General features: G+C 73.9%; 15 protein-coding genes. 5 read left to right on the top strand and 10 right to left on the bottom strand.

The annotated features are described in order from the left end of the window. Nucleotides 1–3,092, bottom strand: a 3,092-nt coding sequence (locus ACH4KB_RS21965; RefSeq protein WP_398067557.1) for a nitrate- and nitrite sensing domain-containing protein, incomplete at its 3' end; no start/stop codon positions are given. A gap of 623 nt (nt 3,093–3,715) precedes the next feature. On the opposite strand from ACH4KB_RS21965, the gene ACH4KB_RS21960 reads away from it, so the two are divergent. Further along, nucleotides 3,716–4,069 (top strand): hypothetical protein, encoded by a 354-nt coding sequence (locus ACH4KB_RS21960; protein ID WP_398067583.1) that lies wholly within the window; start codon nt 3,716–3,718, stop codon nt 4,067–4,069. Between the two features lie 188 nt (nt 4,070–4,257). Here the strand turns inward: ACH4KB_RS21960 and ACH4KB_RS21955 are convergent, their stop codons facing one another. The 8 genes from ACH4KB_RS21955 to ACH4KB_RS21920 all read right to left on the bottom strand — a co-directional run bounded on the left by ACH4KB_RS21955 (nt 4,258) and on the right by ACH4KB_RS21920 (nt 18,379). Then, complete coding sequence (locus ACH4KB_RS21955) at nt 4,258–9,030, bottom strand: hypothetical protein (protein WP_398067556.1); 4,773 nt, start codon at nt 9,028–9,030, stop codon at nt 4,258–4,260. A gap of 125 nt (nt 9,031–9,155) precedes the next feature. Further along, a complete protein-coding gene (locus ACH4KB_RS21950; RefSeq protein WP_398067555.1) occupies nt 9,156–10,100 on the bottom strand; it encodes a hypothetical protein in 945 nt (314 codons plus the stop codon). Then, nucleotides 10,097–10,303 carry a hypothetical protein gene (locus ACH4KB_RS21945; RefSeq protein WP_398067554.1) on the bottom strand — a complete coding sequence of 69 codons (207 nt, stop codon included), beginning with the start codon at nt 10,301–10,303 and terminating at the stop codon, nt 10,097–10,099. Before ACH4KB_RS21945 ends, ACH4KB_RS21950 begins: the two co-directional genes overlap by 4 nt. After that, the gene (locus ACH4KB_RS21940; protein ID WP_398067553.1) at nt 10,300–11,829 is read right to left on the bottom strand and encodes a hypothetical protein; all 1,530 of its coding nucleotides are present in this window, start codon (nt 11,827–11,829) and stop codon (nt 10,300–10,302) included. The genes ACH4KB_RS21945 and ACH4KB_RS21940 overlap by 4 nt, the downstream gene beginning before the upstream one ends. A 70-nt stretch (nt 11,830–11,899) precedes the next feature. Continuing rightward, nucleotides 11,900–15,559 carry a hydantoinase B/oxoprolinase family protein gene (locus tag ACH4KB_RS21935; RefSeq protein WP_398067552.1) on the bottom strand — a complete coding sequence of 1,220 codons (3,660 nt, stop codon included), beginning with the start codon at nt 15,557–15,559 and terminating at the stop codon, nt 11,900–11,902. 73 nt (nt 15,560–15,632) lie between these two features. After that, a complete protein-coding gene (locus ACH4KB_RS21930) occupies nt 15,633–16,223 on the bottom strand; it encodes a DUF4240 domain-containing protein (RefSeq protein ID WP_398067551.1) in 591 nt (196 codons plus the stop codon). A gap of 55 nt (nt 16,224–16,278) precedes the next feature. Further along, on the bottom strand, nt 16,279–17,697 hold the full coding sequence (locus ACH4KB_RS21925) for a HEAT repeat domain-containing protein (protein WP_398067550.1): 1,419 nt from the start codon (nt 17,695–17,697) through the stop codon (nt 16,279–16,281). Between the two features lie 289 nt (nt 17,698–17,986). Beyond that, nucleotides 17,987–18,379, bottom strand: a complete 393-nt coding sequence (locus ACH4KB_RS21920; RefSeq protein WP_018960616.1) for an ankyrin repeat domain-containing protein — start codon at nt 18,377–18,379, stop codon at nt 17,987–17,989. A gap of 327 nt (nt 18,380–18,706) precedes the next feature. On the opposite strand from ACH4KB_RS21920, the gene ACH4KB_RS21915 reads away from it, so the two are divergent. Continuing rightward, on the top strand, nt 18,707–18,901 hold the full coding sequence (locus tag ACH4KB_RS21915) for a hypothetical protein (protein WP_003970432.1): 195 nt from the start codon (nt 18,707–18,709) through the stop codon (nt 18,899–18,901). Between the two features lie 37 nt (nt 18,902–18,938). Then, complete coding sequence (locus ACH4KB_RS21910) at nt 18,939–20,624, top strand: hypothetical protein (protein WP_398067549.1); 1,686 nt, start codon at nt 18,939–18,941, stop codon at nt 20,622–20,624. Between the two features lie 92 nt (nt 20,625–20,716). Here ACH4KB_RS21910 and ACH4KB_RS21905 read toward each other — a convergent pair whose 3' ends face one another. Then, nucleotides 20,717–22,216 (bottom strand): PLP-dependent aminotransferase family protein, encoded by a 1,500-nt coding sequence (locus ACH4KB_RS21905; protein ID WP_398067548.1) that lies wholly within the window; start codon nt 22,214–22,216, stop codon nt 20,717–20,719. A 102-nt stretch (nt 22,217–22,318) separates the two neighbouring features. Between ACH4KB_RS21905 and ACH4KB_RS21900 the strand changes: the two genes are divergently transcribed. Both ACH4KB_RS21900 and ACH4KB_RS21895 read left to right on the top strand, forming a co-directional pair. Continuing rightward, nucleotides 22,319–23,038, top strand: a complete 720-nt coding sequence (locus tag ACH4KB_RS21900) for a YitT family protein (protein WP_398067547.1) — start codon at nt 22,319–22,321, stop codon at nt 23,036–23,038. Next, nucleotides 23,035–23,796 carry a glycerophosphodiester phosphodiesterase gene (locus ACH4KB_RS21895; RefSeq protein WP_398067546.1) on the top strand — a complete coding sequence of 254 codons (762 nt, stop codon included), beginning with the start codon at nt 23,035–23,037 and terminating at the stop codon, nt 23,794–23,796. The genes ACH4KB_RS21900 and ACH4KB_RS21895 overlap by 4 nt, the downstream gene beginning before the upstream one ends. Nucleotides 23,797–23,809: the final 13 nt, after the last annotated feature.

Genomic DNA, 23,809 nt, shown 5'->3' with positions numbered 1-23,809 from the left:
GCGGTGGGATCGGTGTTCGCGGTGGGATCGGTGTTCGCGGTGGGATCGGTGTTCGCGGTGGGATCGGTGTTCGCGGTGGGATCGGTGTTCGCGGTGGATTCGGCGGCGTTCTGCCGACGGCCGCGCTGCCAGCCCCGCTGGAGGGAGGCCATGCGGTCGCGTACCTCGTCCGCGTCGCGCTCGCCGTCGTCGAAGGTGTCCACGGGTGCCCGCTGCGGGGTCCGGTCCGCGGATTCCTCACGGAGCTGACGGGCGAGGCTGGCCTGCCGGACCCGCCGGGGCAGTCCGCCCACGGTGTCGGGCGCCGGTGGGCCGGCCGGGGACGGAGTCCTGTCGTGCCGTGCCCCGGGGGCCGGGTACGGCTCTGTGACGCGCGGTGCTGCCGTGGCGCGGGATGCCCCTGTGGCACGGCGCGGCTCCGCGGCACGGGGTGGCTCCGTCACGCGGTCCGTCTCTGTCGTGTGGTGCGTCTCTGGCGTGTGGTGCGTCTCTGGCGAACGGTGCACGGCGGCTCGTACGGTCCAGGGCGCGTCGGTGGTCCGGGACCTGCCGGCCGCCTCGGGCTTCCGCTCGGCGGTGTGCGGGACCGGGCCGGTGGCCTTCCCGGGGGTCTCGACCGGGTCGTCGCCCGGGTCGTCGACCCGGCGGCCCCGGTCGGTGACCAGCGTCGGCGGGGTACGGCGCGGCAACGGAACGGGTCCCGCCGGGCGCATCGGGCGCACCTCCGCCGTGGGCTCGTCGGCGTGGTCGCGGGCCTGCTGGTGCTGGTCCCGGTCGGGGGCCCGGCGCAGGGAGCCGGGCTGGTCGCGGCGGGGCTCGCGGTCGCCCTCGCGGCGCGGGTCCCGGGCGCGGAAGATGCCGCCTCGCTCGCTCTCGGTGTCCTCCAAGTCGGACACGCCGTCCAGGACGGGGCCGAGGGCCGGGTCCAGTTCCGGATCCGAATCCGGCGATCGGTCCAGCGGGTCGCCGGTGAAGTCCAGCGGGCCGACCGGGGGCTCCAGCTCGACCGGCCCGTCCAGGACGCCCGGTGCGGTGAGCCCGGTGGGCACCGGAGACAGGACCGGGGACCTGCCGTTGACGCGGCGCTCCGCGTCCGGGGCCGTGCTCGGCGCGACCTGCGCCGCGTCGGAGCTCCGGCCGCTGTCGAGCGCCCGCTCGGCCCGACGGTCGAGGCGGAACCCGGTGCCGTGGGTGTCGGGGGCGTCGGTGAGCAGCGCCGCGGGGATGAACACGACCGCGGTGGTGCCTCCGTACGGCGACTTCTGCAGGGAGACGCGGACGTTCTGCCGCTGGGCGAGCCGGCTGACGACGAACAGGCCCAGCCGGTCGGTGTCGGAGAGCTCGAAGTCGGGGGTCTCGGCGAGCCGCAGGTTGGCGTCGAGGAGGATCTCGGGGGCCATGCCGAGGCCCCGGTCGTGGATTTCGAGCGTGAAGCCGTTGGAGACGCGTTCACCGTGTACCTGGACCGCGGTGTGCGGGGGTGAGAAGACGGTGGCGTTCTCCAGGAGTTCGGCGATCAGGTGGGTGAGGTCGGCCACGGCGGGGCCGCCCACCCCGATCCGGGCGAGGCGCCGGACCTCGATGCGTTCGTAGTCCTCGACCTCGGCGACGGCCGCCCGCACGACGTCCATCAGCTGGATGGGCTTGCGCCACTGGCGGGAGGGGGCGGCGCCGGAGAGGATCACGAGGCCCTCGGCGTGGCGCCGCATGCGGGTGGTGAGGTGGTCGAGGCGGAACAGGTCGGCCAGCTCGTCGCCGTTCTCGGTGCGGCGCTCCATCGCGTCCAGCAGCGTGAGCTGACGGTGCAGGAGCACCTGGTTGCGGCGGGCGAGGTTGACGAAGACCTCGGAGACGCCGCGCCGCATGTCCGCCTGCTTGACCGCGGCCTCGACGGCGGCCCGCTGAAGGGTGTTGAGCGCCTGTCCGACCTGGCCGATCTCGTCGGGCTCGTAACTGAGGTGCGGGGCCTCGGTCTCGACGTCCACCGGCTCGCCCGCGGCCAGCCTGCGCATGACGCTGGGCAGCCGGACGCCGGAGACCTCGTGGGCGTCCTTGCGCAGCCGGGAGAGGTCGCGGACGAGTTCCCGGCCGATGCGTACGGAGACGAAGACCGAGACGATCAGGGCCAGGAAGCCGAGGACTCCGGCGATCCCCGCCTGGACGAGGACCCGGTAGGCGGCCGGTTCGGCGCGGTCCTGGAAACGGTTGCCCATCTCCGTGGCGTCGCCCGCCAGCCGGTCGAGGACGGTGACGGCCGATTCCTCCCAGTGGTCGGCCTCGACGGCGCCGGGGCGCTTCGTCGGACCGGCGGCGATGAGGGCGTCCTCGGCGGTGCGCAGGGGTTCGGTGTCGGGGCTGCCCCAGAACTGCTCGACGCGTCGGCGCTCGGCGGCGGGCAGGTTGCCCAGGCTGACCTCGTAGAGCAGCTCGCGCTGGGCCACGAAGCCGGATATCTGGCGCAGTTCGGAGGTGGTGAAGCGGCCCGCGATGAGGCCCGAGGCGATCAGGGCGTCCTCGCGGGAGAGCATCTCCCGGGCCCGGGAGACCCCGACCAGGGCCCGCATCTGCTGGTCCATCGACACGTTCTCCAGGGTGTGGAGTCCGGTGAGGAAGCGGTACGAGGGATCGACGAGGCCATTGTAGAAGTCCAGCGCCCTGGCCCGGCTGATGGTGCGCTTCTCGACCGATGCGCGCAGGGCGTCCAGTCCGTCGACGGCGCTGAGGATCGCGTCCAGGCGGCTCGCGTCGGAGGCGCTCAGCGCTTCCCGGACGTCCTGCTCCCGGGCGTTCTCCCTGACCTGGCCCACGATGCGGTCGGTGGCGGCGCGCCGGCCCATGAGGACGGGGAGGGCGTCGGAGGCCCGGGGATCGGCGAGGAAGACCAGTGTCTGCCGTCGCTCGTCCTGGACGGCTCGGACGGCTTCCTCCAGTGGGTGACCGACCTTCTCCACGATGGATCCGGCGCTCATCAGCTCATCGGCCTGACGTGCGGTGACGTAGGTCGCGAAGACCCAGAGGCCCGTGAGGGAGACGAGCGGCACCAGCAGCAACGCCACGATCTTCCTGCGGATGGACTTCCCGCGAAAGCGCATGGCCTCCCCCAGCTCGGCCCCGCACCGCGGGGGTGGTCTTCTCCCGGTCGTCCCTCGGCCCTGCCCCGCCGCGCACCGTGCGTACACCGGCGCGCATCGGGCGGACGCGGGCGAGGTCCGTCCTGCGTCAATAAACGGCGCGAGCCTACTACTGACACAGAGACAACTCGAAGACACGTCCGGATGATTTTCAGCCGTCCACCCTGGACTTGATCACAAGTTGTCCCCGTATTCCCGGAGATGAAATTCGCGAAAGCGACAGAGGATACCGGCTGGACCAGTCAGCACCAGCACGTATCAGTTGGCTGGAATTCTTCGCTCCGTGCCCTTCTGTGCCCTGCGGGCGTTTTCCAGGGGAATCTTCGGGACGGGTGGTTCGTCCATATGTACGGGGTAGACGCACGGTGGGGTCGTGCGCGGCAGGGAGGACGTGTTCCGCCCGCGTAGAACCGGCGCAAGCCGGGCAGCCACCCTGAAGTCGGACAGTGGTGGGGAGTTGAAGGTCCTTGAGCACGCAGGAACGCGGGAGCGCCGGAGCACCGGCGGCCGCGGATACGGAAGCCGCGGACGGGGCACGGGCGCCGCGGCAGTTGTGGGTGGAGGAGCCGGCGTCGAAGCGACGGATGCCCGACGCGGTGCGGACGGCCGCCGTGCGTGCCGTGCTCATCATGTCGCTGACGATCATCCAGGCGATGGTCGCTTTTCTGAGCACCTTGACCGGCTCCTGGCTGGCCTTCCCGATGGTGCTCAGCAGTGTGGCAAGCACGGTGGTCGCCACCTGGTCGGTGCTAGACGTCTGGGTGACCCGGCAGGTATGGAACCAGCGCAACGGCGTGGTGTCGGTGCCGAGCAGTTCGGCCCGGCAGATACGTCGTGAGCGGCGGCGGTCCCGCCGGGCCGAGCGCGCCGCCGAGCGGGACGGCACAGGTGGTGGCATGGACGGTCGCCGGAAGACCGGAGACCTCTCCCGGGCCTGATCCGAGGACCTGCCCGCGGAATTGATCGCGGACCTGACCGCAGGCCTGATCCGCGGAACTGATCGCGGACCTGATCCGCAGACCTGACCGCGGATCGCCATCGCTGACGGGATCGCTCCGCGGTTCGGTCACCGCTGCCGGTCGGGCGGATCCGCCCGACCGGCAGCGGTGGTGGCGGCGGCCCGTGGTCAGGCGCCGGGGCGTGGTGCCGGGGTTTCGGCGGCCGTCTGCTCGTTCCTTCTGAACATGCGGGTCGCCGTGATCTCGCCGTGGACCGTCTCTCCGTCCGGGTCCTGCTGCGGCAGACCGGGACGCAGATGCTCCTCCACGCTGATGTACTTGAGCCCCGCCCTCAGGTCCGCGTCGTTGCGCAGCCGGATGACGAGGGGGAACTCGGCGAGCGCAGTCGTGTCGAACAGGCCGGTCGTATACAGCAGTTGCACGCCCAGCGCGTCCGAAACCGCCCGCTGGAGTTCCAGCAGGTACGTGGCGTTGGCGCGGCCGATCGGATTGTCGAGGAACAGGGTGCCCGCGTGCCGGTGGCGGTCGCGGCCCCGGTCGTTGCTGCGCAGCGCCGCCATCGTGCAGTAGAGGGCGATGGCGGCGGTGAGCAACTGCCCGCCGGAGAAGACGTCGCCCATCTGCCCGACGGGGACGCGCTCGGCGCGCAGCACGGCGTCCGGCTTGAGGATCTCCACCGCGATGCCCTTGGGTCGCAGCGCCGCCTCGACGCCCCTCAGCAGCAGGGACATGCCGTCCCGGCGCAGGTCGGAATTCTTCTTGAGGGCGGCGCGGGTGGCCTCGTCGACGACCTCGCCGAGGCGTTCGGTGAGGGTGGCCTGGTCGGGTTCCTCGAAGCGGATCCGGAGGAATTCCTGCCCCGACCACTCCCCCAGCCCTTCGGGGAGCTGGGAGAGCCGCTGGGCGGAGCGCAGGGTGGTGAGCGCGGAGTCGACCAGGCCGCGCAGCCGGTCGACGATCGAGTCGCGGTTGCGTTCCAGCTGGACCAGTTCGTCGGTGAGGACGCGGAGCCGGGGGGCGAAGGCGTCGGCCCACCTCTGGGCGTGCTCGGGCAGGGCGGAGGCGGGCAGCTCGCGGATCTGCTGGCGGGCCGGGGTGCGGACCTGTTCGTAACGGGTGGAGTTGGCGTGCCGGACGAGGACGTCGCTCGCTTCCCGGACGGCGCTCTCGGCCGCCGAGAGGTCGGTGTTGCAGCCACGCAGGGAGCGGCGGGACTCGGCGGCGGACTGCCGGGCCTCCTCCAGGGTGCCGGGGTAGGGGTCGGGGTGCTCGGTGCCGTCCTCCGTACCGTGGTCGCGCAGGAGGTCCCGCAGCAGGGCCGCGGTCTCGTCGAAGCCGCCGGCGGAGTCCTCGGCGGTGCGGTGGGCGTGCAGCAGTTCGCTGTGGGCGGCCCGGGCGGTGTCCAGGGACGCAGTGGCTTCCGCCAGCTCGGCGGTGGCGGTACGCAGGAGGGCCTGGGCCCCTTCGGCGTCGGCCGGGACCAGGTCGTCCGGCAGCTCGGTGTGGTGCTGTCGCTCGTCGTCGGGGGCGAGCCGTTCGGCCTCGCCGCGCAGCCGTCCCAGATGTTCGCTGGCGGTGGAGGCGCGGGTCTCCAGGAGCTGGACGTGCGCCTCGGCGCGGGCGGCGGCGGCCTGGCGGGAGGGGCCGTCGGCTCCGTCGGTGCCCTCCAGGAGCTGGGCGGCGCGGGTGCGGACCTTGTTGGTGAGGCGGTCCAGCTCGGCGAGGGCGGCGCTCTCGTCGCTCTCGGCGCGGGCCTGTTCGGCGCGGAGGTCGGCGCCGACGCCGACCTTCTCGTAGAGCTGGGAAGCGGCCCGGTAGGCCTCGCGCAGGGTGGGCAGGGCGGTACGGGCCTTCGACGCGTCCTCCTCGGGGAGGACTTCGGGGACGCCGGCGATCTCGGCGCGCTCGGCTCGCAGGGCGCGTGCGGTGCGGCGCGCGTCGTCCCCGGCGCGCTGGGCGGCCCTGCGGTCCTCGTCGGCGGCGCGGGCGAGGTCGAGGCAGACGGCGGCACGGGCCTCGGACTCGGCTGCCTCGTCGACCAGTTCGCGCAGCCGGACCTGCCAGCCGGCGCGCTCCCGCAGCCGGTGGGCGAGTCCGGCGAGGGCGTCGGCGGCGCGGCGGGCCCGCTGGGCGGCTTCCTGGCGCTCGTCGCGGACCCGGGCGGTGTCGGCGGCGGCCTCGTCGGCCTCGGCGCGGGCGGTGCGGGCCTCGGCGAGGACGGCCTCGGCGCTCTCGGCCGCCGTACGGGCGGTGGCGGCGGCCTCGGCCAGTTCGGTGAGCATCCCGGGCGGACAGTCGGCGCGCCAGGAGCCGATGCGGGCGGCGAGGGCGCGGTCCCCGGAGAGGCGGGCCGCGAGCGTCCTGATGTCCTCGTCGCGGGCGGCGGCGCGGCTGCGCAGCGCGTGGCGCTCCTCGTCGGCGGCGTGTTCGTCGTGCATGGCCGGGTTCGGCGGGACGAGGAAGACGCCGTCGTGCTGCGCGTCGGAGCCGGTGCCGGCGGCCGGGACGGGGGCGAGGAGAGCGGCGGCGGTGCCGACGGCCACCGCGGAGCGGGGCAGCAGGGCCGCGCCGCCGAGGACCTCGCGGGCGCGGGTGTGGGCGTCGGGGTCGGTGATGACGACACCGTCGACGAGCTCCGGGCGGGCGGCGAGGACGGCGGCGTGGTCGGCCGGGTCGACGGCCTGCGCGAGATAGCGCCAGCCGGGCAGGGCGGGGATGCCGTGTTCGCCCAGATACTCGACGGTGGCCAGGACGTCGGGTCCTGGCGGCAGCAGCCCGCCCTCGCCGAGCGCGCCGAGGATGCGGGCGTCGTCGGCGGCGGCGGTGCGCAGGTCGAAGAGGCGGCGCTCGGCCGCGGCGACGGACTGGTCGAGGAGGTCGCGCAGCTCGTCGGCGCTGCGGTCGAACTCCTCGGCGGTCAGTGGCTGCTGGGTGACGGCGGGCTGGTCGGCGAGGGCCACGGCGCGATCGGCGGCCGGTTCGGCCGAGGTGGCCGTGCCGTCGTCGGCCCCCGGGCCGGGGCGGGCCCCGGGCCCCCGGTCCGGTCCGGACGGTTCGTCGGCGGCTTCCCTGCGGGGGTGCGGGACGCCGGCGCCGGACGGGAGGCCCAGCAGGTCGCCCAGGCGGGGGTCGGCGGCGATGGATTCGACGGCGCGGAGCTCGTCCTCGTGGCTCTGCTCGGCCGCCCTGGCCCCGTCGGCGGCGCGGGCGGCGGCCAGATCGGCGCGGCTCTCGGCGACGGCCGCCTCGCGGGCGGTGTCGGCGGCGGCGCGCGCGGCTTCGCGGGCGGTGTCCCAAGCGGCTACGGCGGACTGTTCGGCGTCGCTGGCGGCGAGGGCCGCGCGGGCGGGATCGGCGTCGGGCGCGGTGTCGTCGAGCCAGCCCGCCTTGACGGCTTCGGCGGTCTCCTGGCCCACTTCGGCGAGGCGCTGGCGCAGGTGCCCGGCCTCGCTGCGGGCGCGCTGGGCCTCGGTGGCGGCGACGGTGGCGTCGCGGTGGGCGCGTTCGCCAGTGGCCTGGAGGGTGTCGGAGCGCTCCTCCTCCTCGTTGGCGACGCGCTCGCCCTCCTCGGCGGCCCGGTGCAGGGCGCGGACGAGGTCGGTGGCGGCGGCGGAGCGGGCGGCGAGGGCGGGGGCGGCGTCGCGTTCGGCTTCGCGGATGGCGACGGCGACCCTGGCGGAGCGGTCGGCGGCGGCCCGGTGGCGCAGGACGGCTTCGGCGGCCTGCCAGGCGGCGTGCAGGGTGCGGGCCTCGACCAGCTCCTTGCGGCCGGCGGCGGCGCTCTTCTCGGCGGCGGTCAGGGCCAGCGAGGCGTGCCGGTAGGCGAGTTCGGCGGCGATCAGGGAACGGCTGCCCCGGGTGGACTCGGCCTCGGTGACGGTGTGGGCGGCGGCGGTGACCCGTTCGGCCAGCTCGGCGGTGCGGCCTCGCTCCTCGGCGGCGCGGGCGGTCAGCCGGCGGGCCAGGGTACGGGTGCGGCGTTCGGCGCCGGCGTGGATGTCGCGGGCGCGGGCGCGGGTGTCGGTGGCCTCGACGATCCGGTTGAGGAGCTCCACGGAGCCTGCGGTGAAGTCGCGTTCGGCGGTCAGCTCGGCGCGGCGGCCCAGCTTGTTGCCGAAGCCGCTGACCAGGTCGGCGAGTCCGTCGGTGTCGCGGGTGTCGGTGACGGCGCGGAGCAGGAGGTCGGTGAAGTCGGAGTCCTTCTTCACCGCGAAGAGCCCGGCGGCCTCGCCCTCGTCGGCGTTCATCTCGCGCTGGTAGCGGAAGAGTTCGGGGTCGAGACCGAGGTCGCCGAGGTGTTCGTTCCAGCGGTCGTGGATCTCTTCCCAGTGCACGTCGAGGTGGGCGTAGAACTTGCCCGCGTCCATCAGCGCGTCGCGGAAGCCCTTCATGGTGCGCCGCCTGCCGCGTGCGCCGGAGACGCCTTCGGCGGGGCGGCCCACGGCGGAGGACTCGGCTACGGGCAGGCTGTCCAGGCTGAGCCCGGGGCCGGGCCGGAACGAATACCAGGCCTCGGCGAACTTGCGCGGGTCGCCCGAGACCTGCCGGCCGCGCCACTCGCTGACCTTGCCGACGACGACGCACTCACCGGTGAGGGTGTGCTGCCACTCCAGGGCGACGTGCCCGCAGTCGTCGGCGAGGAGGAACTTGCGCAGCACGCCGGAGCTGGCGCCGCCGAGCGTGTTGCGGTGGCCGGGGAGCATCACCGAGAAGATCAGCTTGAGCAGGACGGACTTGCCGCCGCCGTTCTCCAGGAAAAGGACTCCCGCGGGGGCGGGGCGCCGGGGCGGACCGACCGGTTCGTCCTCGAAGAACTCCGCCTGGGCGGGGGCAGGGCTGGGAACGGGTGCGCCGACGCCGCGCAGGTCGAGGACGGTGTCGGCGTAGCGCGCACCGGCAGGCCCGATGGAGTAGAGGCGGACCCGGGACAACTCGTACATGGCGGCGGACTCTCGTCGTTCGGTGAGCGGGGGCGGAGCGGCAGGTGCGGGGCGTGCGGGCCGGTCGGGAACGGCCGGTCAGGTCAGGTCAGGTCAGGTCAGAAGGAAAGGTCAGGAGTGAAAGGTCAGGAGTGGAAGGGCAGGCCCGCGTCGGCGGCCAGCTCCATGCTGTCGGGGTCGGGCGGCGGCAGCAGGGTGGCGGAGCCGTCCGTGACGGGGACGACGCCGAGCTCCAGCAGTTCGGCCATGGCGGCGCTGCCCGCCAGGTCGCGGACCTGGAGCTGGTAGCGGGCGGTGGTGCGGTAGGCACCGCCCGCGTCGTCGCCGGTGCGCTGGAGGAAGCCGGAGTCGGTGAGGAAGGCGACGGCCTTGCCGATGATGCCGGTGGTGGATCCGGCGAGCCGACGGGCGTCCTTCGTCGCGCCGGTGGAGCTGCGGCGGGCGTAGATCCGCCAGCCGGCTTCGAGTCCGGGGGCGTCGCTGGCCGGGTCGGTGTTGTCGCCCTGTTCCTCGGCGCGCTCCTCCAGCCGCCGGCAGGCCTGGCGTACGAAGGCGTCGACGCCGTTGACCGTGATGCGGCCGATGTACGCGTCGTCGGCGAGGTCCTCGGGGCGGGGGAAAGCCAGGGCGGCGACGGCGAGGTGGGCGAGGCCGTGCAGGAAGCGGTCGGCGGCGTCGGACGACGCACGGCGGGCGTAGTCGCCCATGCGGACGGCGAAGACGGAGTCCTCGCCCGCGGTCACGGCCATCCCGGCGCGCGGGGAGACCTCCAGGACGATGAGGCCGAGGCCCGTGGCGACGGCGTCGGCGAGCCGGGCGAAGGCGCTCTCCTCGCGGTAACGCCGCAGCAGGTCGGCGTATTCGGCGTCGCGGGCGGGCAGCAGCTTGGGCTGGAGCCCGAAGGAGACCAGGCGGGCGGCGTCGGCGGCGTCGGCCGGGGTGACAGGCGTCTGTCCGACGGGCTCGGCGGCGCCGGGGTGCGCGGAGTCGCCCCCGTGCGGGGTGGCGGGCCCGGCGTACGCGGAGGGCTCGGTCCACGCGTCGGGGTGCTCGGCGTCGTGGTCGCTCACGGCTGGGACTCCTCGGTACGGAAATCGTGCGGGTGCGGACGGAGGGCGGGCCCGGTCACGGCGGAAGGCGCGGGGATGTTCATGACGGAAGCGGCGGGGCCGGTCATGACGGAGGCCGTGGGGCCGGCCACTACAGAGGCCGCGAGGCAGGTCATGACCGAGGCCGCGGGGCTGTCCACGACGGAGGCCGCGGGGCCGGTCATGAGGCCTCCTTGCGGTCGGCGGCCATGCCGACGGCGTCCAGCAGGGCGGTGCCCACGATCAGGTCGGCGCCGCCGAACTCCGGGTCGTCCAGCTGCGCCCCGTCGTCCACGGCGAACAACAGGCGTCGTTCGCCCTGGCGGTAGGCGGTGCCGACCGGCGGGCTGGCGGCGTGGACGGCGAGCAGGGCGACCAGGTACGGCAGGTCGGTGTCTCCGGTGCCGCGGGCTTCGGCGAGCAGTCCGGAGAGCCGGCGCGGGGCGTCGTGCTCCAGGTCGAGCAGGGTCGTGGCGCGGGCGAGCTGCTCCTCGCTGAACCGGCTGTCGTCGGGGGTGGCGATGAGGTCGGGCTCGGGCATCTCGGCGCCCAGGTGCTCGCGCTCCAGCGGCGGGGTGAGCAGCAGGTCGACCAGGTCCGCGACCCGTACGGAGGTGGGGGTGCGCAGTCCGGTGCCGTGGGCGAAGAAGGCGTCGGTGGCACGCGTGGACTGTTCGACGGGGAGGGGGAGGAGCGGGGCGAGGAGCTGCCCGTACAGGTCGAGCCCCGGGTGGGCGGCGGGCGGGGCGAACGCCTGCCGGTCCTGCTCCGCGCGGAAGAGGGGGCCCGCCTCCAGGAGCCGGGACTGGAGCTGGGTGTGGCGGCGGATGCAGTCCTTGACGATGTCGACCAGCTCGGCGGCCCGGCGCTTGTGCTCGGGCTCCTCGGCCTCGTCGCGTGCCTTGCGGATGTTGGTGAGGATCGCGTTCTCGTGGCGGTAGCGGTCGGCCACGTGGTCCAGGGCCTCGGCGATCATGTCCGGGACGGTGTGGAGCCAGTCGACGGCGCGGACGTTGCGCCGGGTGGCCTCCAGGGTGCGGCGCAGGGTCTCGGCGTACTGCACGGTGCGGTAGCGGGCCTGTTCGGCGGCGAGCTGGGCGTCGGCGAGGCGGCCCCGGCTGATGAGGACCTCCAGCTTGACCTCGGCGGCGATCTGGGCGCTGGTCACATCGGTGTCCAACGCGCCGACCAGGACGTTGACCGCTTCGTCGGTGGCGCGGAGATAGACCGTGCCACCGTAGCCCGGGACCTCTTCGATGAGCTTGAAGTCGTAATCCCGGCGGACGTAGACGCCGTCGGGGCCGAACGTGCCGTAGACCGCGCGGAAGCCGCGGTCGACGCTGCCGACGTTGATCAGGTTCTCCAGGACCCAGCGGGCGACCCGTTCGTGCTCGGCGACCGGGCGGTCGGGGGCCTGGGCGCCGACCCGGGGCAGCAGTCTGGCCACTATCTGGTCGTGGTCGGCTCCGGTGTCGAAGTCCATGTTGAGCGTGACGTGGTCGATCGCGGCGAGGGCGACCTCCGCCATGGCGTACACCGTGTACTCGCCGGCCAGATTCGCCTTGCGGACGTCGAGGTCGTGCAGCGGCGCCGTGCACGCGAGCGCGCGCAGCCGCCGCGAGAGCCCCTCGTCGGCGGCGGGGCCCGGGGCAGGCCGCGGCCCCGCGCTGAGCTGCGTCGAGGTGGCGTCCGGGTAGGCAGGCGAAGTCACGTGGGACAGATTAGGTCCTCGCACCGACAACGGTCGAAACGGCGTTTATGCGACCGGCTCCGGGAGGGGTTCAGGTCTCTGCGGGTCCGTATCCTCCGCCGCCCGGTGTGCGCACCACGAGCACGTCTCCGGCGTCCAGTTCGGCGGTGTCACAGCCCTCCAGCGGGACCAGTTCGCCATTCGCCCGCTCGATGTGCTGCTCCCCTCGCGCCCCCGGGTCGCCGCCGCCCGCTCCGTACGGCGGGACGCGGCGGTGTCCGGAGAGCAGCGCGACCGTGACGGGTTCCAGGAAGCGGATGCGCCGCTCGACGCCGTCGCCGCCGTGCCACCGCCCCGCTCCCCCGCTGCCGTCCCGGACGGCGAAGCCCTCCAGCAGGGCGGGGAGCCGCCACTCCAGGATCTCGGGGTCGGTGAGCCGGGAGTTGGTCATATGGGTCTGGACGGCGTCGGCTCCGTCGAAGCCGTCCCCCGCGCCCGATCCGCTGGCGATCGTCTCGTAGTACTGGACGTGGTCGTTGCCGAAGGTGAGGTTGTTCATGGTGCCGGATCCCTCGGCCTGGCCGCCGATCGCTCCGTACAGGGCTCCGGTGACCGCCTGGGAGGTCTCCACGTTGCCCGCGACGGTCGCCGCCGGATAGGCGGGGTCGAGCATGGACCCGGGCGGAATGGTCACCTCCAGGGGTTTGAGGCAGCCGCTGTTGAGCGGGATGTCCTCCCCGACGAGGGTCCGGAAGACGTAGAGGACGGCGGCCATGACGACGGACCGGGGCGCGTTGGCGTTGCCGGGCTGCTGGGGCGAGGTCCCGGTGAAGTCGAGGTGGGCGCTGCGGGCGTCCCGGTCCACGGTCAGCCGTACCTGGATCACGGCCCCGCTGTCGGTCTCGTAGCGGCAGTGCCCGTCGTGCAGTCCGGCGACGATGCGGCGTACGGACTCCTCGGCGTTGTCCTGGACATGGCCCATGTAGGCGTCCACGACGTCGGCGCCGAACTGGTCGGTCATGCGCCGCAGTTCGGCGATGCCCTTCTCGTTGGCGGCGATCTGGGCGCGCAGGTCGGCCACGTTGGTGTCCGGATCGCGGGAGGGGTACGGGGCGGAGGTGAGCAGGTCGCGGGTCTCGTCCTCGCGCAGTCGGCCGTCGCGGACGAGCGGCCAGTTGTCGAAGAGCACGCCCTCCTCGTGGATGGTCCGGCTGAAGGCGGGCATGGAGCCGGGGGTGATGCCGCCGATCTCGGCGTGGTGTCCGCGTGAGGCCACCAGGAAGCGCAGGCGGTCCGGCTCTCCTGCTCCGCCCTCGTCGAACACGGGGGTCACCACGGTGACATCGGGCAGGTGGGTGCCGCCGTGGTACGGGTCGTTGACGGCGTACACGTCGCCGGGGCGCAGTCTCCCCTCGTTGCGCCGCAGGACCTCCTTGATCGACTCGCCCATCGAGCCGAGGTGCACCGGGATGTGCGGGGCGTTGGCGATCAGGTTGCCCCCGGCGTCGAACAGGGCGCAGGAGAAGTCGAGGCGTTCCTTGATGTTGACCGAGTGGGCGGTGTTCTCCAGGCGGACGCCCATCTGCTCGGCGATCGACATGAAGAGGTTGTTGAAGACCTCCAGCATCACGGGGTCCACCCGGGTGCCGACGGCGGTGCGTTCGGGGCGGGGGCTGCGGCGCGTGAGGACGAGATGTCCGGTGGGGGCCGCTTCGGCGCGCCAGCCGGGGTCGACGACGGTGGTGGCGTCGTCCTCGACGACGATGGCGGGCCCGGTGACGGTGTCGGCGGGGCGCAGGTCGGTCCGGCGGTGCAGCGGGGCCCGCTGCCATCGCCCCTCGGCGTACAGGTCCACGGTGCCGGCCGGGCGCGGCGGGGTGTCGCGGTGGCCGTCGCGCGGACCGGAGCCCGTGCCGGGCGCGGCAGGACCGGTCGCACCAGTGGCACCGGTGGCTCCGGTCGCATCGGTCGCTCCGGTGGCTTCCACCGTGACCGTCTCGACGACGACGGGTCTGTCCATCGTGAAGCCGAACCGGGCCCGGTGGGCGGCGGCGAACGTCTCGGCCATGGCGGACTCCGTGTCCAGGTCCACCGGCAGCGCCGCGTCCGTCCCCGCGTACCGCAGCAGGACGCGGGCCTGTGTGGTGATCGCGGAGTCCGGCGTTCCGTCGGCCCTCAGGGCTTCGCGGGTACGGTCGGCCAGCTCCGCGCAGAGCCTCTCCACGCGCTCCCGGGCGGCCTCGTCGAGTTCCTCCTCCACCGACTGCTCGCGCATCGCGGTGGCGTCGGCCAGGCCGATGCCGTACGCGGAGAGCACCCCGGCGAGCGGGGGGACGAGGACCGTGTCGATGCGCAGGGCGTCGGCGACCGCGCAGACGTGCTGGCCACCCGCGCCGCCGAAGCCGGTCAGGGCGTAGCGGGTGACGTCGTGGCCGCGCTGCACGGAGATCTTCTTGACGGCGCCTGCCATGTTGAGCACGGCGATCTCCAGGAAGCCCGCCGCCGCTTCCGCCTCGTCCGGTCGTCGCCCGGTGGCGCGCCCCACCTCGTCGGCGAGCGCCGCGAACCGCGTCCGCACCAGGTCGGCGTCGAGCGGGAGGTCGCCGCCCTCGCCGAAGACCGCCGGGAAGTGTCCGGGCTGGACGCGGCCGAGCATCACGTTGGCGTCGGTGACGGTGAGGGGGCCGCCCCGGCGGTAGCAGGCGGGGCCGGGGTCGGCGCCGGCCGAGTCGGGGCCGACGCGGTAGCGGCTGCCGTCGAAGTGCAGGACGGAACCGCCGCCGGCCGCCACGGTGTGGATGCTCATCATCGGGGCGCGCATCCGGACCCCGGCGACCTCGGTGCCCAGTTCCCGTTCGAACGCGCCGGCGTAGTGGGAGACGTCGGTGGAGGTGCCGCCCATGTCGAACCCGATGACGCGGTCGTATCCGGCCTGCCGCGACGTGCGGACCATGCCGACGACGCCCCCGGCCGGTCCGGAGAGGACGGCGTCCTTGCCGCGGAACCGGGCGGCTTCGCGCAGGCCGCCGTTGGACTGGAGGAACATCAGCCGGATGCCGTCGAGGCGGGCGGCGACCTCGTCGACGTACCGGCGCAGGACGGGTGAGAGGTAGGCGTCGACGACCGTGGTGTCGCCGCGGGGGACGAGCCTGATCAGCGGACTGACCTCGTGGGAGCTGCTGACCTGGGTGAAGCCCGCCTCACGGGCCGCCTCGGCGACGGCCCGTTCGTGGGCGGGGTGGCGGTAGCCGTGCATCAGGACGACGGCGGCGCTGCGCAGACCGTCGGCGTGGGCGGCGCGCAACCGTTCGCGTACGGGGTCGAGTTCGAGAGGGCGTACGGTACGGCCGTGGGCGTCGAGGCGTTCGGGGACCTCGATCACGCGTTCGTGGACGGACTGGGGCAGGACGATGTGCCGGTCGAAGAGGCGGGGCCGGTTCTGGTAGGCGATCCGCAGGGCGTCCCGGAAGCCCTCGGTGATCAGGAGCACGGTCGGCTCGCCCCGCCGTTCCAGCAGGGCGTTGGTGGCGACCGTGGTGCCCATCCGGACGGCGGCTACCCGGTCGACGGGCACCGGTTCGCCGGGGTCCAGACCCAGGAGCAGCCGGATTCCGGCGACGGCCGCGTCGTCGTAGCGGGCGGGGTCGTGGGAGAGGAGCTTGCGGGTGATCAGGCGGCCGTCGGGGCGGCGGCCGACCACATCGGTGAAGGTGCCGCCCCGGTCGATCCAGAACTCCCAGCGTCCGGTCATGGCGCCATTCTCTGCCCGCGCCCGCGTGCTCGCAGGCCCGAGGCATCCACAGGGCCGCGGCGTCCTTAGGGGTTCAGTCCTTGAAGAGGGCGGCCAGCCGGGGCAGATGGCGGCGGTTCGCGGCGGCGTCCTCGGCGTCCCAGCCCTCGCCCGCCGGGTCCGCCGGGTCCGCCGGGTCCGCCGGGCGTATGCGGTCGCGCAGCGCCGCTTCGACCGCGGCGTCGAGGGAGGCCCTCTCGCCGCGGAGGCGGTGGTAGGCCTCGGCGATCGGGGCGTTCAGGGACTCGTACCCGATCCAGCCGCGCTCTCCCCGGCTCATCCGGATCACCACCGGCAGCCCGGCCAGCGTGTCCGGATCGGCCACCGCCCGGGTGAAGGTCTCCCGGCCGAGGAGGGCGAGCCCGTCGCGGAAGTCCATGAAGCCGTCGTCGCCGCAGCCGCCCTCGATGAGGTAGGCCGCGTTCCACAGGGGCCACCGGTAGGCGGACCGGGCCACGTCCACCGCGGTGACGGCGAAGGCGGCGATCCGCTCCGGCTCCAGGGACGCGAGCACGTCGGTCAGGGCTCCGGGCAGGGGGTCGTCGGGCGGATCCCGGTCGTCCGCCCTGTCCCCGGCCGCTTCGCGAGCCCGTTCGACGAGCCCCCACCACTCGTAGATGTCCATGGGAAAAGCGTAGGAGGAGGGTCTGACAACGACCCTCCTCCTGGGGACCGTGCGGTCAGAGAGCCGGTGCGTCCGGCCCGATCCGGCTCCGTACCGCCGTCTGGACCTCGGCCTCCTCGGCCGGGTCGGCGGCGAGGCGGCGCAGCCGTTCGGCGACGCGGATGTCTCCGGTCTCGGCGTGCAGGGCGGCCACCTCGCGGGTGGTCTCCTCGCAGTCCCAGAGGCACTCAACCGCGAACCCGGTCGGGTAGGACGGGTCGGTGGCGGCCAGGGCGCGGGCGGCCCTGCCCCGCAGGTGCGAGGAGGACGTCTCGCGGTAGACGTGGCGCAGCACGGGCGCGGCGCAGGCGATGCCGAGGCGGCCCGCTCCGTCGACCAGGGTCCACAGCCGGGGGGCGTCGGGTCCGTCGCCGCGTACGGCCTCCCGCAGCGCGCCGAGGACTTGGGGAGCGTCCTGGGCGGTGCCTCGGCAGGCGAGCACTCCGGCGGCCGAGGCCCCGAGTGCGTCGGGGCGGTGGGTCCAGCGCCGGGCCCGTTCCACGGCGTCGTCGCAGGTCATCCGCTCGAAGGCGGCGATGGCCGTGTCGGCGACGGTGCGGGCGGGGCTGACGGCGGCGGCCTCGATGAGGTCGAGGACGGCGGGGTCGCCCGCCTCCGCGAGGTAGTGCAGGGCGGCGCAGCGGGCGCCTTCGGGGCCGCTGCGGGCGGCCTCGACGATCTGGGGCAGGTCGTCGGGTCCGGCGACGGCGGAGAGGCAGCGGGCCGCGGGGACGTGCAGTTCGCTGCCGCGTTCCAGGGCCTGCTGGGCCCAGTCGAAGACGGCCTGGACGCTCCAGCCGGGGCGGGGACCCCCGGGGCGCATCTGGCGTTGCCATCGGTCGAACGAGCCCTGTTCGCCGGCGGCCCTGACCCGGGCGCCGACCGCCGCGCGCGGGTCGTCGGCCCACAGGCGCCAGGGGCGCGGCTCGAAGGAGTCCCGTACGGCGGCGGCGAGGTCGGCCGAGCCCTGGTCGGTGGCCGGGAAGCGGGCGAGGACGGGCAGCGCGAGGGAGCGCAGGCCGGCGTCGTCGTCGCGCAGGGCGAGTTCGTCCAGGGCCCAGGCCCAGTTGGCGCCGGTCGCCGCGTAGCGGCGGAGCAGGGCCAGGGCGTCGTCGCGCCCGTAGGAGGCGAGGTGGCCGAGGACGGACAGCGCCAGACCGGTGCGGGAGTCGTCGGTGTCGAGGTGGTCGTCGGGATCGGCGAGGTGCCGCTCGATCTCTTCGATACCGCCGTCGAGGTCGAGGTAGAGGCGCGCGTAGTAGAGGGAGCGGTTCTCCACCTGCCAGTCGTGACGGGGGTCGCTCACGACGCAGTGGTTGAGAGCCGCGAGGGCCTCGGGGCGCGGTGCGGCGAGCGCGTGGAGCGTGCCGTCGCCGCGGCCCCTCTGCAACAGGCCGAGCAGGGTGCCGCTCGGCGCTATGAACGGATCGAACATGGGAGAAAGCCTCACATCAAGCTGTCGACGCAACCGGGACTGTGCAGTGCCCCGTGCCTCTCGGCACGCGGGAGTGTCCGGGGGACACCGTTACGCCGCGCAGTGACATGATCGGCCGACCGCCGTCTTTCGCCTGGTGAAGAGCATCTTCCTCTGCCTCTCGTCGGTGGCCCTGAGCGGGCCCGCGACGTCATGATGACCCAGCCATTTCGCCACCGCGACCACATTTACGACGGACCGGTCAGCGGAGCCCACGGCGGACGCGCGATGGGGCGCGCCCGCCGGTGTCTCACCGGGCACCGAAGCGTTCCAGCAGGTCGGTCTTGCCGAACATCCGGGCCGTGTCCAGCGCGGACGGCGTTCCGGCGGCCGGGTCGGCGCCGGCGGCGAGCAGTGCGTCGACGACGGCGTCCTCGCCCTTGAAGACGGCTCCGGCCAGCGGGGTCTGGCCCCGGTCGTTGGCCCGGTCGGGGTCGGCCTCACGGGCGACGAGGGCGGCGACCGTCCCGGCGTGCCCGTGGTAGGCGGCGAGCATGAGCAGTGTGTCGCCCCGGTCGTTGGTGAGGTTGGCGGGGACTCCGGCCTCCACGTACGCGGTGAGCGCCTCGGTGTCGCCGGCGCGGGCCAGGTCGAAGACCTTGGTCGCCAGCTCGACCACCTCGGGATCAGGGGTTTCGCTCATCGGACGGACCGCCTTCCTTGACTGCTGACACGGCTGTCGCCGCCGCGGTTGACCTGGTGGGGAGTACGGCACGGGACCGTACGAGTGAATCGACAGGGTACTGCTCCCGGGCCGACATGACCCGGCCCGGATACGGCAAGGGATCACCGCGGCTGATCCTGCCCGGCACGGAGGAGGTGATGCCGCTCCCCGAGGGCCTACTTCTGTGAGCCAGTCAAGTGAAACTGCGGGATATTCACTCGATTGCACCTTTTGTCATATAGATACTTCTCGTGATCCTGGAAGGACTCATGGTGACTGTCCCCTTCGACCAGGAGAGAACCACTCATGATCCTTTCCATCTCGGGCGTGGTACTGCTCGCCATCGTCGTCTTCCTGTTCTTCAAGAAGGACGGGCTCAAGGCCTCCCACGCCATCGTCTGCGCCCTGTTCGGCTTCTACCTGGCCGGCACCGCCATCGCCCCGAGCATCACGGCGGGCGGGGCGAGCCTCGCCGGCCTGCTGGGCGGGATCAAGTTCTGACGCTCCGCAACCGCTCCAACCCCTACAGGAGACCGACGTGGCACGGCGACCACTCCCCCGCATTCTGAGCAGCGGCGGCGCTTCGATCACTCGCGGCAGAGAGATCGCGCGCACGGCCGCCGACAGTGCCACCGATGTCCTCCATCCGCTGATCACCGTGGTCCGCGGTCTACGGCTGCTGGCCGTGTCCGGCCGGCGGAACTGGGTCGCGACGCCCAAGGAGCGGCGTGGACCCAAGCTGCTCCTGGCCGCGGCCTGCGTGCTCGTGGTGGCGCTCGTCCCCTACGGGCCGATCCTGGCCCTGGTCACGGTGATGGGCGCCGCCGCGTGGAAGGGGCGGGAGCGGACCCCGGTGAGGACCGGGCCCGACGACGCGGAGACCGCGCGTCTGCGGTCGCTGTACGAGGCGCTCGTGCCGTACTTCTCGACGCCCGACGACCCCGATCCGCTGTTCGCCCACGGCGGCGACTGGGGGAAGGCCTTCGACGGGTACGCCTTCGACGCCGACGGGCGGCTCACCCGTCTGCGGATCTCCTACCCCGCGTACTTCACCGACGGCGAGCCGGCCGCCCGCTCCCGGATCGAGCAGTTGCTCCACACCAAGTCCGGCCGGGGTCGCGAGTACCACTTCGGCTGGGACGAGGAGGCCAACCGTCTCGTCATGACCGTGCTGGACGCGCTCCCCACGACGGTCGCCGCCCAGCGCTTCGTCACCGCGCCCGGCGAGACGGTGCTCGGCTTCACCGACCCGGACGCCGTCTCGCGCACCGTCCCCGTGCGCGACGGCGACATGACGGTGGACGCCTCGCCCGTGGTCTGGCGGACCGGCCACCGCTCCACCGAACCGCACCTGTTGGCCGTCGGACAGCCCGGCGGCGGCACCACGACCCTGGTCCGCTCGATCGCCCTCCAGGCCCTCCGGGACGGCGACGTCATCGTCGTCGACGGCAGCGGCACCGGTGAGTACGGCGCCCTCGCCGGGCGCGGCGGCGTCCTCGCCGTGGAGTCCGGCCTAGGTGGGGCGCTGGCCACGCTGGAGTGGGCGGCACACGAGACGGAGCGCCGGCTGATCGCCGCCAACCGGGCCCGGCAGAGCGGCCACCCCGTGCCGGACGACATCCGGCGGCCGCTGTGGATCCTGCTGGACCGCCCCGGCGCCCTGGGACATCTCGCGGCGGCCGACGGCAGGCCCGACCCGCTGGAGCTGCTCCGTATCCCGCTGCGGCACGGCCGGGCCGCCCAGGTCACCGTCGTGCTGGCCGAGCAGTTCGACACGCTGGACACCCTCACCGAGACCGTCACGACCCACACCCGCGCCCGCGCGGTCCTCGGACCGGCATCCCGCGAGCAGATCGAGGCCGTCCTCGGAACCGAACCGCACACCACGCCGCCGCCCGAGGTCCCCCCGGGGCGCGGTTACGTCCGCCTCGGCGCGGGCCCGGTCCTGCGGCTCCAGGTGCCCGCCACCCCGGACCCGTACGACGACGCCACGAGCGACGCGCACCGGCAGGCGGTGCTCGACCTGCTGCCCGACCGGCACCCCCCGATGGAGGCGGCTCCGTCGGGGGAGCCCGCCGACGAGGGGCCCGCGACGGAGCAGGTCCCCGTGGCGGTGGAAGCGGCGGCCCGTCCGGGCGAGGCCGTACCCGTGGAGGCGGTGGTCGCCGAGGCCAGGCCGTCCGGGCCGCCGGCGCAGGCGCAGCCGGCGGGTGCCGAGAGCTGAACGGGGAGCCCCGCCGCACCATCGCGGGCGGGAGCCGGTCCACCGACGGTCCGCTTCCCGCCCGCGGGCGTCCCGGCGGGGCCCGGAAGCGCTCAGGCCACGAAGCTGCGCGGGGTGTCGGCCCCCACGCCTGCCCCGGAACGCACCAGGTCCACCGCGGCGGCCAGCCGTACGGCCGCCTCGTCCGCGACGGGCCCGCTGACCGTGAACGGCAGCCGTACGTATCCCTCGAAGGCCCCGTCGACCCCGAAGCGGGGGCCCGACGGCACCCGGACGCCGACCCGTTCGCCGGCCACCGCCAGCCGCGATCCGGAGAGGCCCCCGGTGCGTACCCACAGCGTCAGGCCGCCGCGCGGCACGGTGAACTCCCAGTCCGGCAGCTCCCGGCGCACCGCCGCGACCAGGGCGTCCCGGTTCTCCCGCGCCTGGCCGCGCCGGACCTCGACGGCCTGTTCCCAGCCGCCCGTGCCCATGAGCCAGTTGATGGCGAGCTGTTCCAGGACGGGGGTGCCCATGTCGGCGTAGGCGCGGGCGGCGACCAGACTGCGGATGACGTCGGGGGCCGCGCGCACCCAGCCGATGCGCATGCCGGCCCAGAAGGCCTTGCTGGCCGAGCCGACGGTCAGGACCGTGCTGCCCGCCGGGTCGAAGGCGCAGACACGGCGCGGCATATCGACATCGGCGTCCAGGCGCAGTTCGTTCATGGTCTCGTCGACGACCAGGACCGTTCCGGCGGACCGGGCCGCGTCCACCAGCTCCCGGCGCTGCTGCTCGTCGGCGAGCGCGCCGGTGGGGTTGTGGAAGTCGGCCACCACATAGGCGAGCCGGGGCGCGGCGTCCCGCAGGACCTGGCGCCAGCGGTTCATGTCCCAGCCGCCGAGCCCCTCCTCCATCGCGACCGGGACGAGGCGGGCGCCCGTCTCGCGCATCAGCTGGAGGATGTTGGCGTAACTGGGGGACTCGACCGCGATCCGTTCGCCGCGGCCGGCGAAGAGGTGACAGATCGCGTCGATGGCGCCCATCGCGCCGGTGGTGACCATGATCTGTTCGGGCATGGTCGGGATGCCGAGCGCGGTGTAGCGGTCGGCGATCATCTGCCGCAGGGCGGGCAGTCCGGCCGGGTAGTCGCCGTGCGTGTGGGCGTACGGCGGCAGCTCCTCCAGTGCCCCCTGGACGGCACGGGTCAGCCAGGGCTCGGGCGCGGGCAGGGCCGCACAGCCCAGGTCGATCATCGAGCCGAGCGACTCCGGCGGCAGCGGTTCGAGACCGCGGGCGGGCAGCGGGTTGCCGGCCGGCACGGCGGTCCAGCTGCCGGCACCGCGCCGGGACTCCAGGAAGCCCTCGGCGCGCAGCGCTTCGTAGGCCGCGGCGACGGTCGTACGGCTGACGGCCAGGGCGAGGGCCAGTTCGCGTTCGGCGGGGAGGCGGGCGGCGACCGGGACCCGGCCCTCCAGGACGAGCAGCCGCACCCCGTCGGCGAGCGCACGGTAGGCGGGCGGCTTGCGGCCGCCCGGTCCGGTGGGCCGGGCCTGCTGCGACCGGAGCTGCCGGGCGAGCTGGGCCGCCCCCACCGTCGATGTCCACTGCGCCATCAAAATCAGTCCACCTTCCTCGGATTGGCCATAGTTGGTGACCGATCCCCTGCCACAGAGTGGCACGAAGCAGTCCACTACCACCACAGCAGGGGGCACGACGTGGCCAGGACCACCGGCCGGAGCACCACTCATCTCACCCGGCGGCTGGTCCAGCTGTACGTCGGCCTGACGCTGTACGGGGCGAGCTCCGCGCTCCTGGTGCGGGCCGAGCTGGGCCTGGAGCCGTGGGGCGTGCTGCACCAGGGCCTCGCGGAGCTGACCGGGATATCGATCGGCGTGGTGTCGATCATCATCGGCGCGGTGGTGCTGCTGCTGTGGATCCCGCTGCGCCAGCGGCCGGGGCTCGGCACGGTCTCGAACGTCTTCGTGGTCGGGCTGGCGATGGACGGGACGCTCGCCGTGGTCGGCGACCTGGACGGGCTCGGGTTCCGCGTGCCCGTCATGGTCCTGGGCATCGTGCTCAACGGGGTGGCGACCGGTCTCTACATCGCGGCCCGGTTCGGGCCGGGGCCTCGCGACGGGCTGATGACCGGGCTGAACCGGGTGACCGGGCGTTCCATCCGGCTGGTCCGCACGGCGATCGAGGTGGCGGTCGTGGTGACCGGTTTCCTGCTGGGCGGCTCGCTGGGGGCGGGCACGGTGCTGTACGCGCTGGCCATCGGCCCGCTGGCCCAGTTCTTCCTGCGGATGTTCGCGCTCCCCGAGCCCGCCGGGCCGGGTGTCACCGTCGCCTCGGGGGAGCCGTCCACCCCCGCGCCGCCCGCCGGTTCCGGCCCCGTTGCCGACCCGGCATCCGGGCAGGCCATACTGCCGCAGTGAATCCGAGCCACCCCTATCTGGACCACCCGGCGCCGATCGCCTTCGCCCATCGCGGCGGGGCGGCGGACGGCCTGGAGAACACCGCGACCGCCTTCCGCCGGGCGTCCGAGGCGGGCTACCGCTACTTCGAGACCGATGTGCACACCACGGCGGACGGCCGTCTCGTCGCCTTCCACGACGCGACGCTGGACCGGGTCACCGACGCCCGGGGCCGGATCTCCGCGCTGCCCTGGAGCGAGGTGCGCCGGGCCCGGGTCGGGGGCAACGAGCCGCTCCCGCTCTTCGAGGAGCTCCTGGAGGAGTTCCCCCGGGCCCGCTGGAACGTGGACCTCAAGGCGGAATCTGCGCTGGAGCCGCTGCTCGCTCTGATCCGTCGCACCGACGCCTGGGACCGGGTCTGCGTCGGCTCGTTCTCGGAGGCCCGGGTGGCCCGCGCCCACCGCCTGGCGGGCCCCCGCCTGGCCACGTCGTACGGGGTGCGCGGCGTCCTGGGGCTGCGCCTGCGTTCGTACGGCATCCGGGCGGCGCTGCGCGCGGGCGCGGTCTGCGCCCAGGTCCCGGAGCGGCAGGGCGGTATCCCGGTGGTGGACGCCCGCTTCGTGCGCACGGCGCACGCGCTCGGGCTCCAGGTGCACGTCTGGACGGTGAACGAGCCGGAGCGGATGGCGGCGCTCCTGGACCTCGGCGTGGATGGCATCATGACCGATCACATCGAGACGCTGCGTACGGTGCTGAGCGAGCGGGGGGCATGGTCCTGACGCCCGGTCCGTC

Source organism: Streptomyces sp. NPDC017520, from assembly GCF_044329855.1.
GTDB lineage: Bacteria > Actinomycetota > Actinomycetes > Streptomycetales > Streptomycetaceae > Streptomyces.
This window is presented reverse-complemented; position numbering and strand designations above follow the sequence as displayed.

What these genes read in the sequence shown, in the direction of transcription:
- ACH4KB_RS21960 (WP_398067583.1), top strand. Translation starts at nt 3,716, where the DNA reads ATGCCCGACGCGGTGCGGACGGCCGCCGTGCGTGCCGTGCTCATCATG.
- ACH4KB_RS21955 (WP_398067556.1), bottom strand. Translation starts at nt 9,030, where the DNA reads ATGTACGAGTTGTCCCGGGTCCGCCTCTACTCCATCGGGCCTGCCGGT.
- ACH4KB_RS21945 (WP_398067554.1), bottom strand. Translation starts at nt 10,303, where the DNA reads ATGACCGGCCCCGCGGCCTCCGTCGTGGACAGCCCCGCGGCCTCGGTC.
- ACH4KB_RS21935 (WP_398067552.1), bottom strand. Translation starts at nt 15,559, where the DNA reads ATGACCGGACGCTGGGAGTTCTGGATCGACCGGGGCGGCACCTTCACC.
- ACH4KB_RS21930 (WP_398067551.1), bottom strand. Translation starts at nt 16,223, where the DNA reads ATGGACATCTACGAGTGGTGGGGGCTCGTCGAACGGGCTCGCGAAGCG.
- ACH4KB_RS21925 (WP_398067550.1), bottom strand. Translation starts at nt 17,697, where the DNA reads ATGTTCGATCCGTTCATAGCGCCGAGCGGCACCCTGCTCGGCCTGTTG.
- ACH4KB_RS21920 (WP_018960616.1), bottom strand. Translation starts at nt 18,379, where the DNA reads ATGAGCGAAACCCCTGATCCCGAGGTGGTCGAGCTGGCGACCAAGGTC.
- ACH4KB_RS21915 (WP_003970432.1), top strand. Translation starts at nt 18,707, where the DNA reads ATGATCCTTTCCATCTCGGGCGTGGTACTGCTCGCCATCGTCGTCTTC.
- ACH4KB_RS21905 (WP_398067548.1), bottom strand. Translation starts at nt 22,216, where the DNA reads ATGGCGCAGTGGACATCGACGGTGGGGGCGGCCCAGCTCGCCCGGCAG.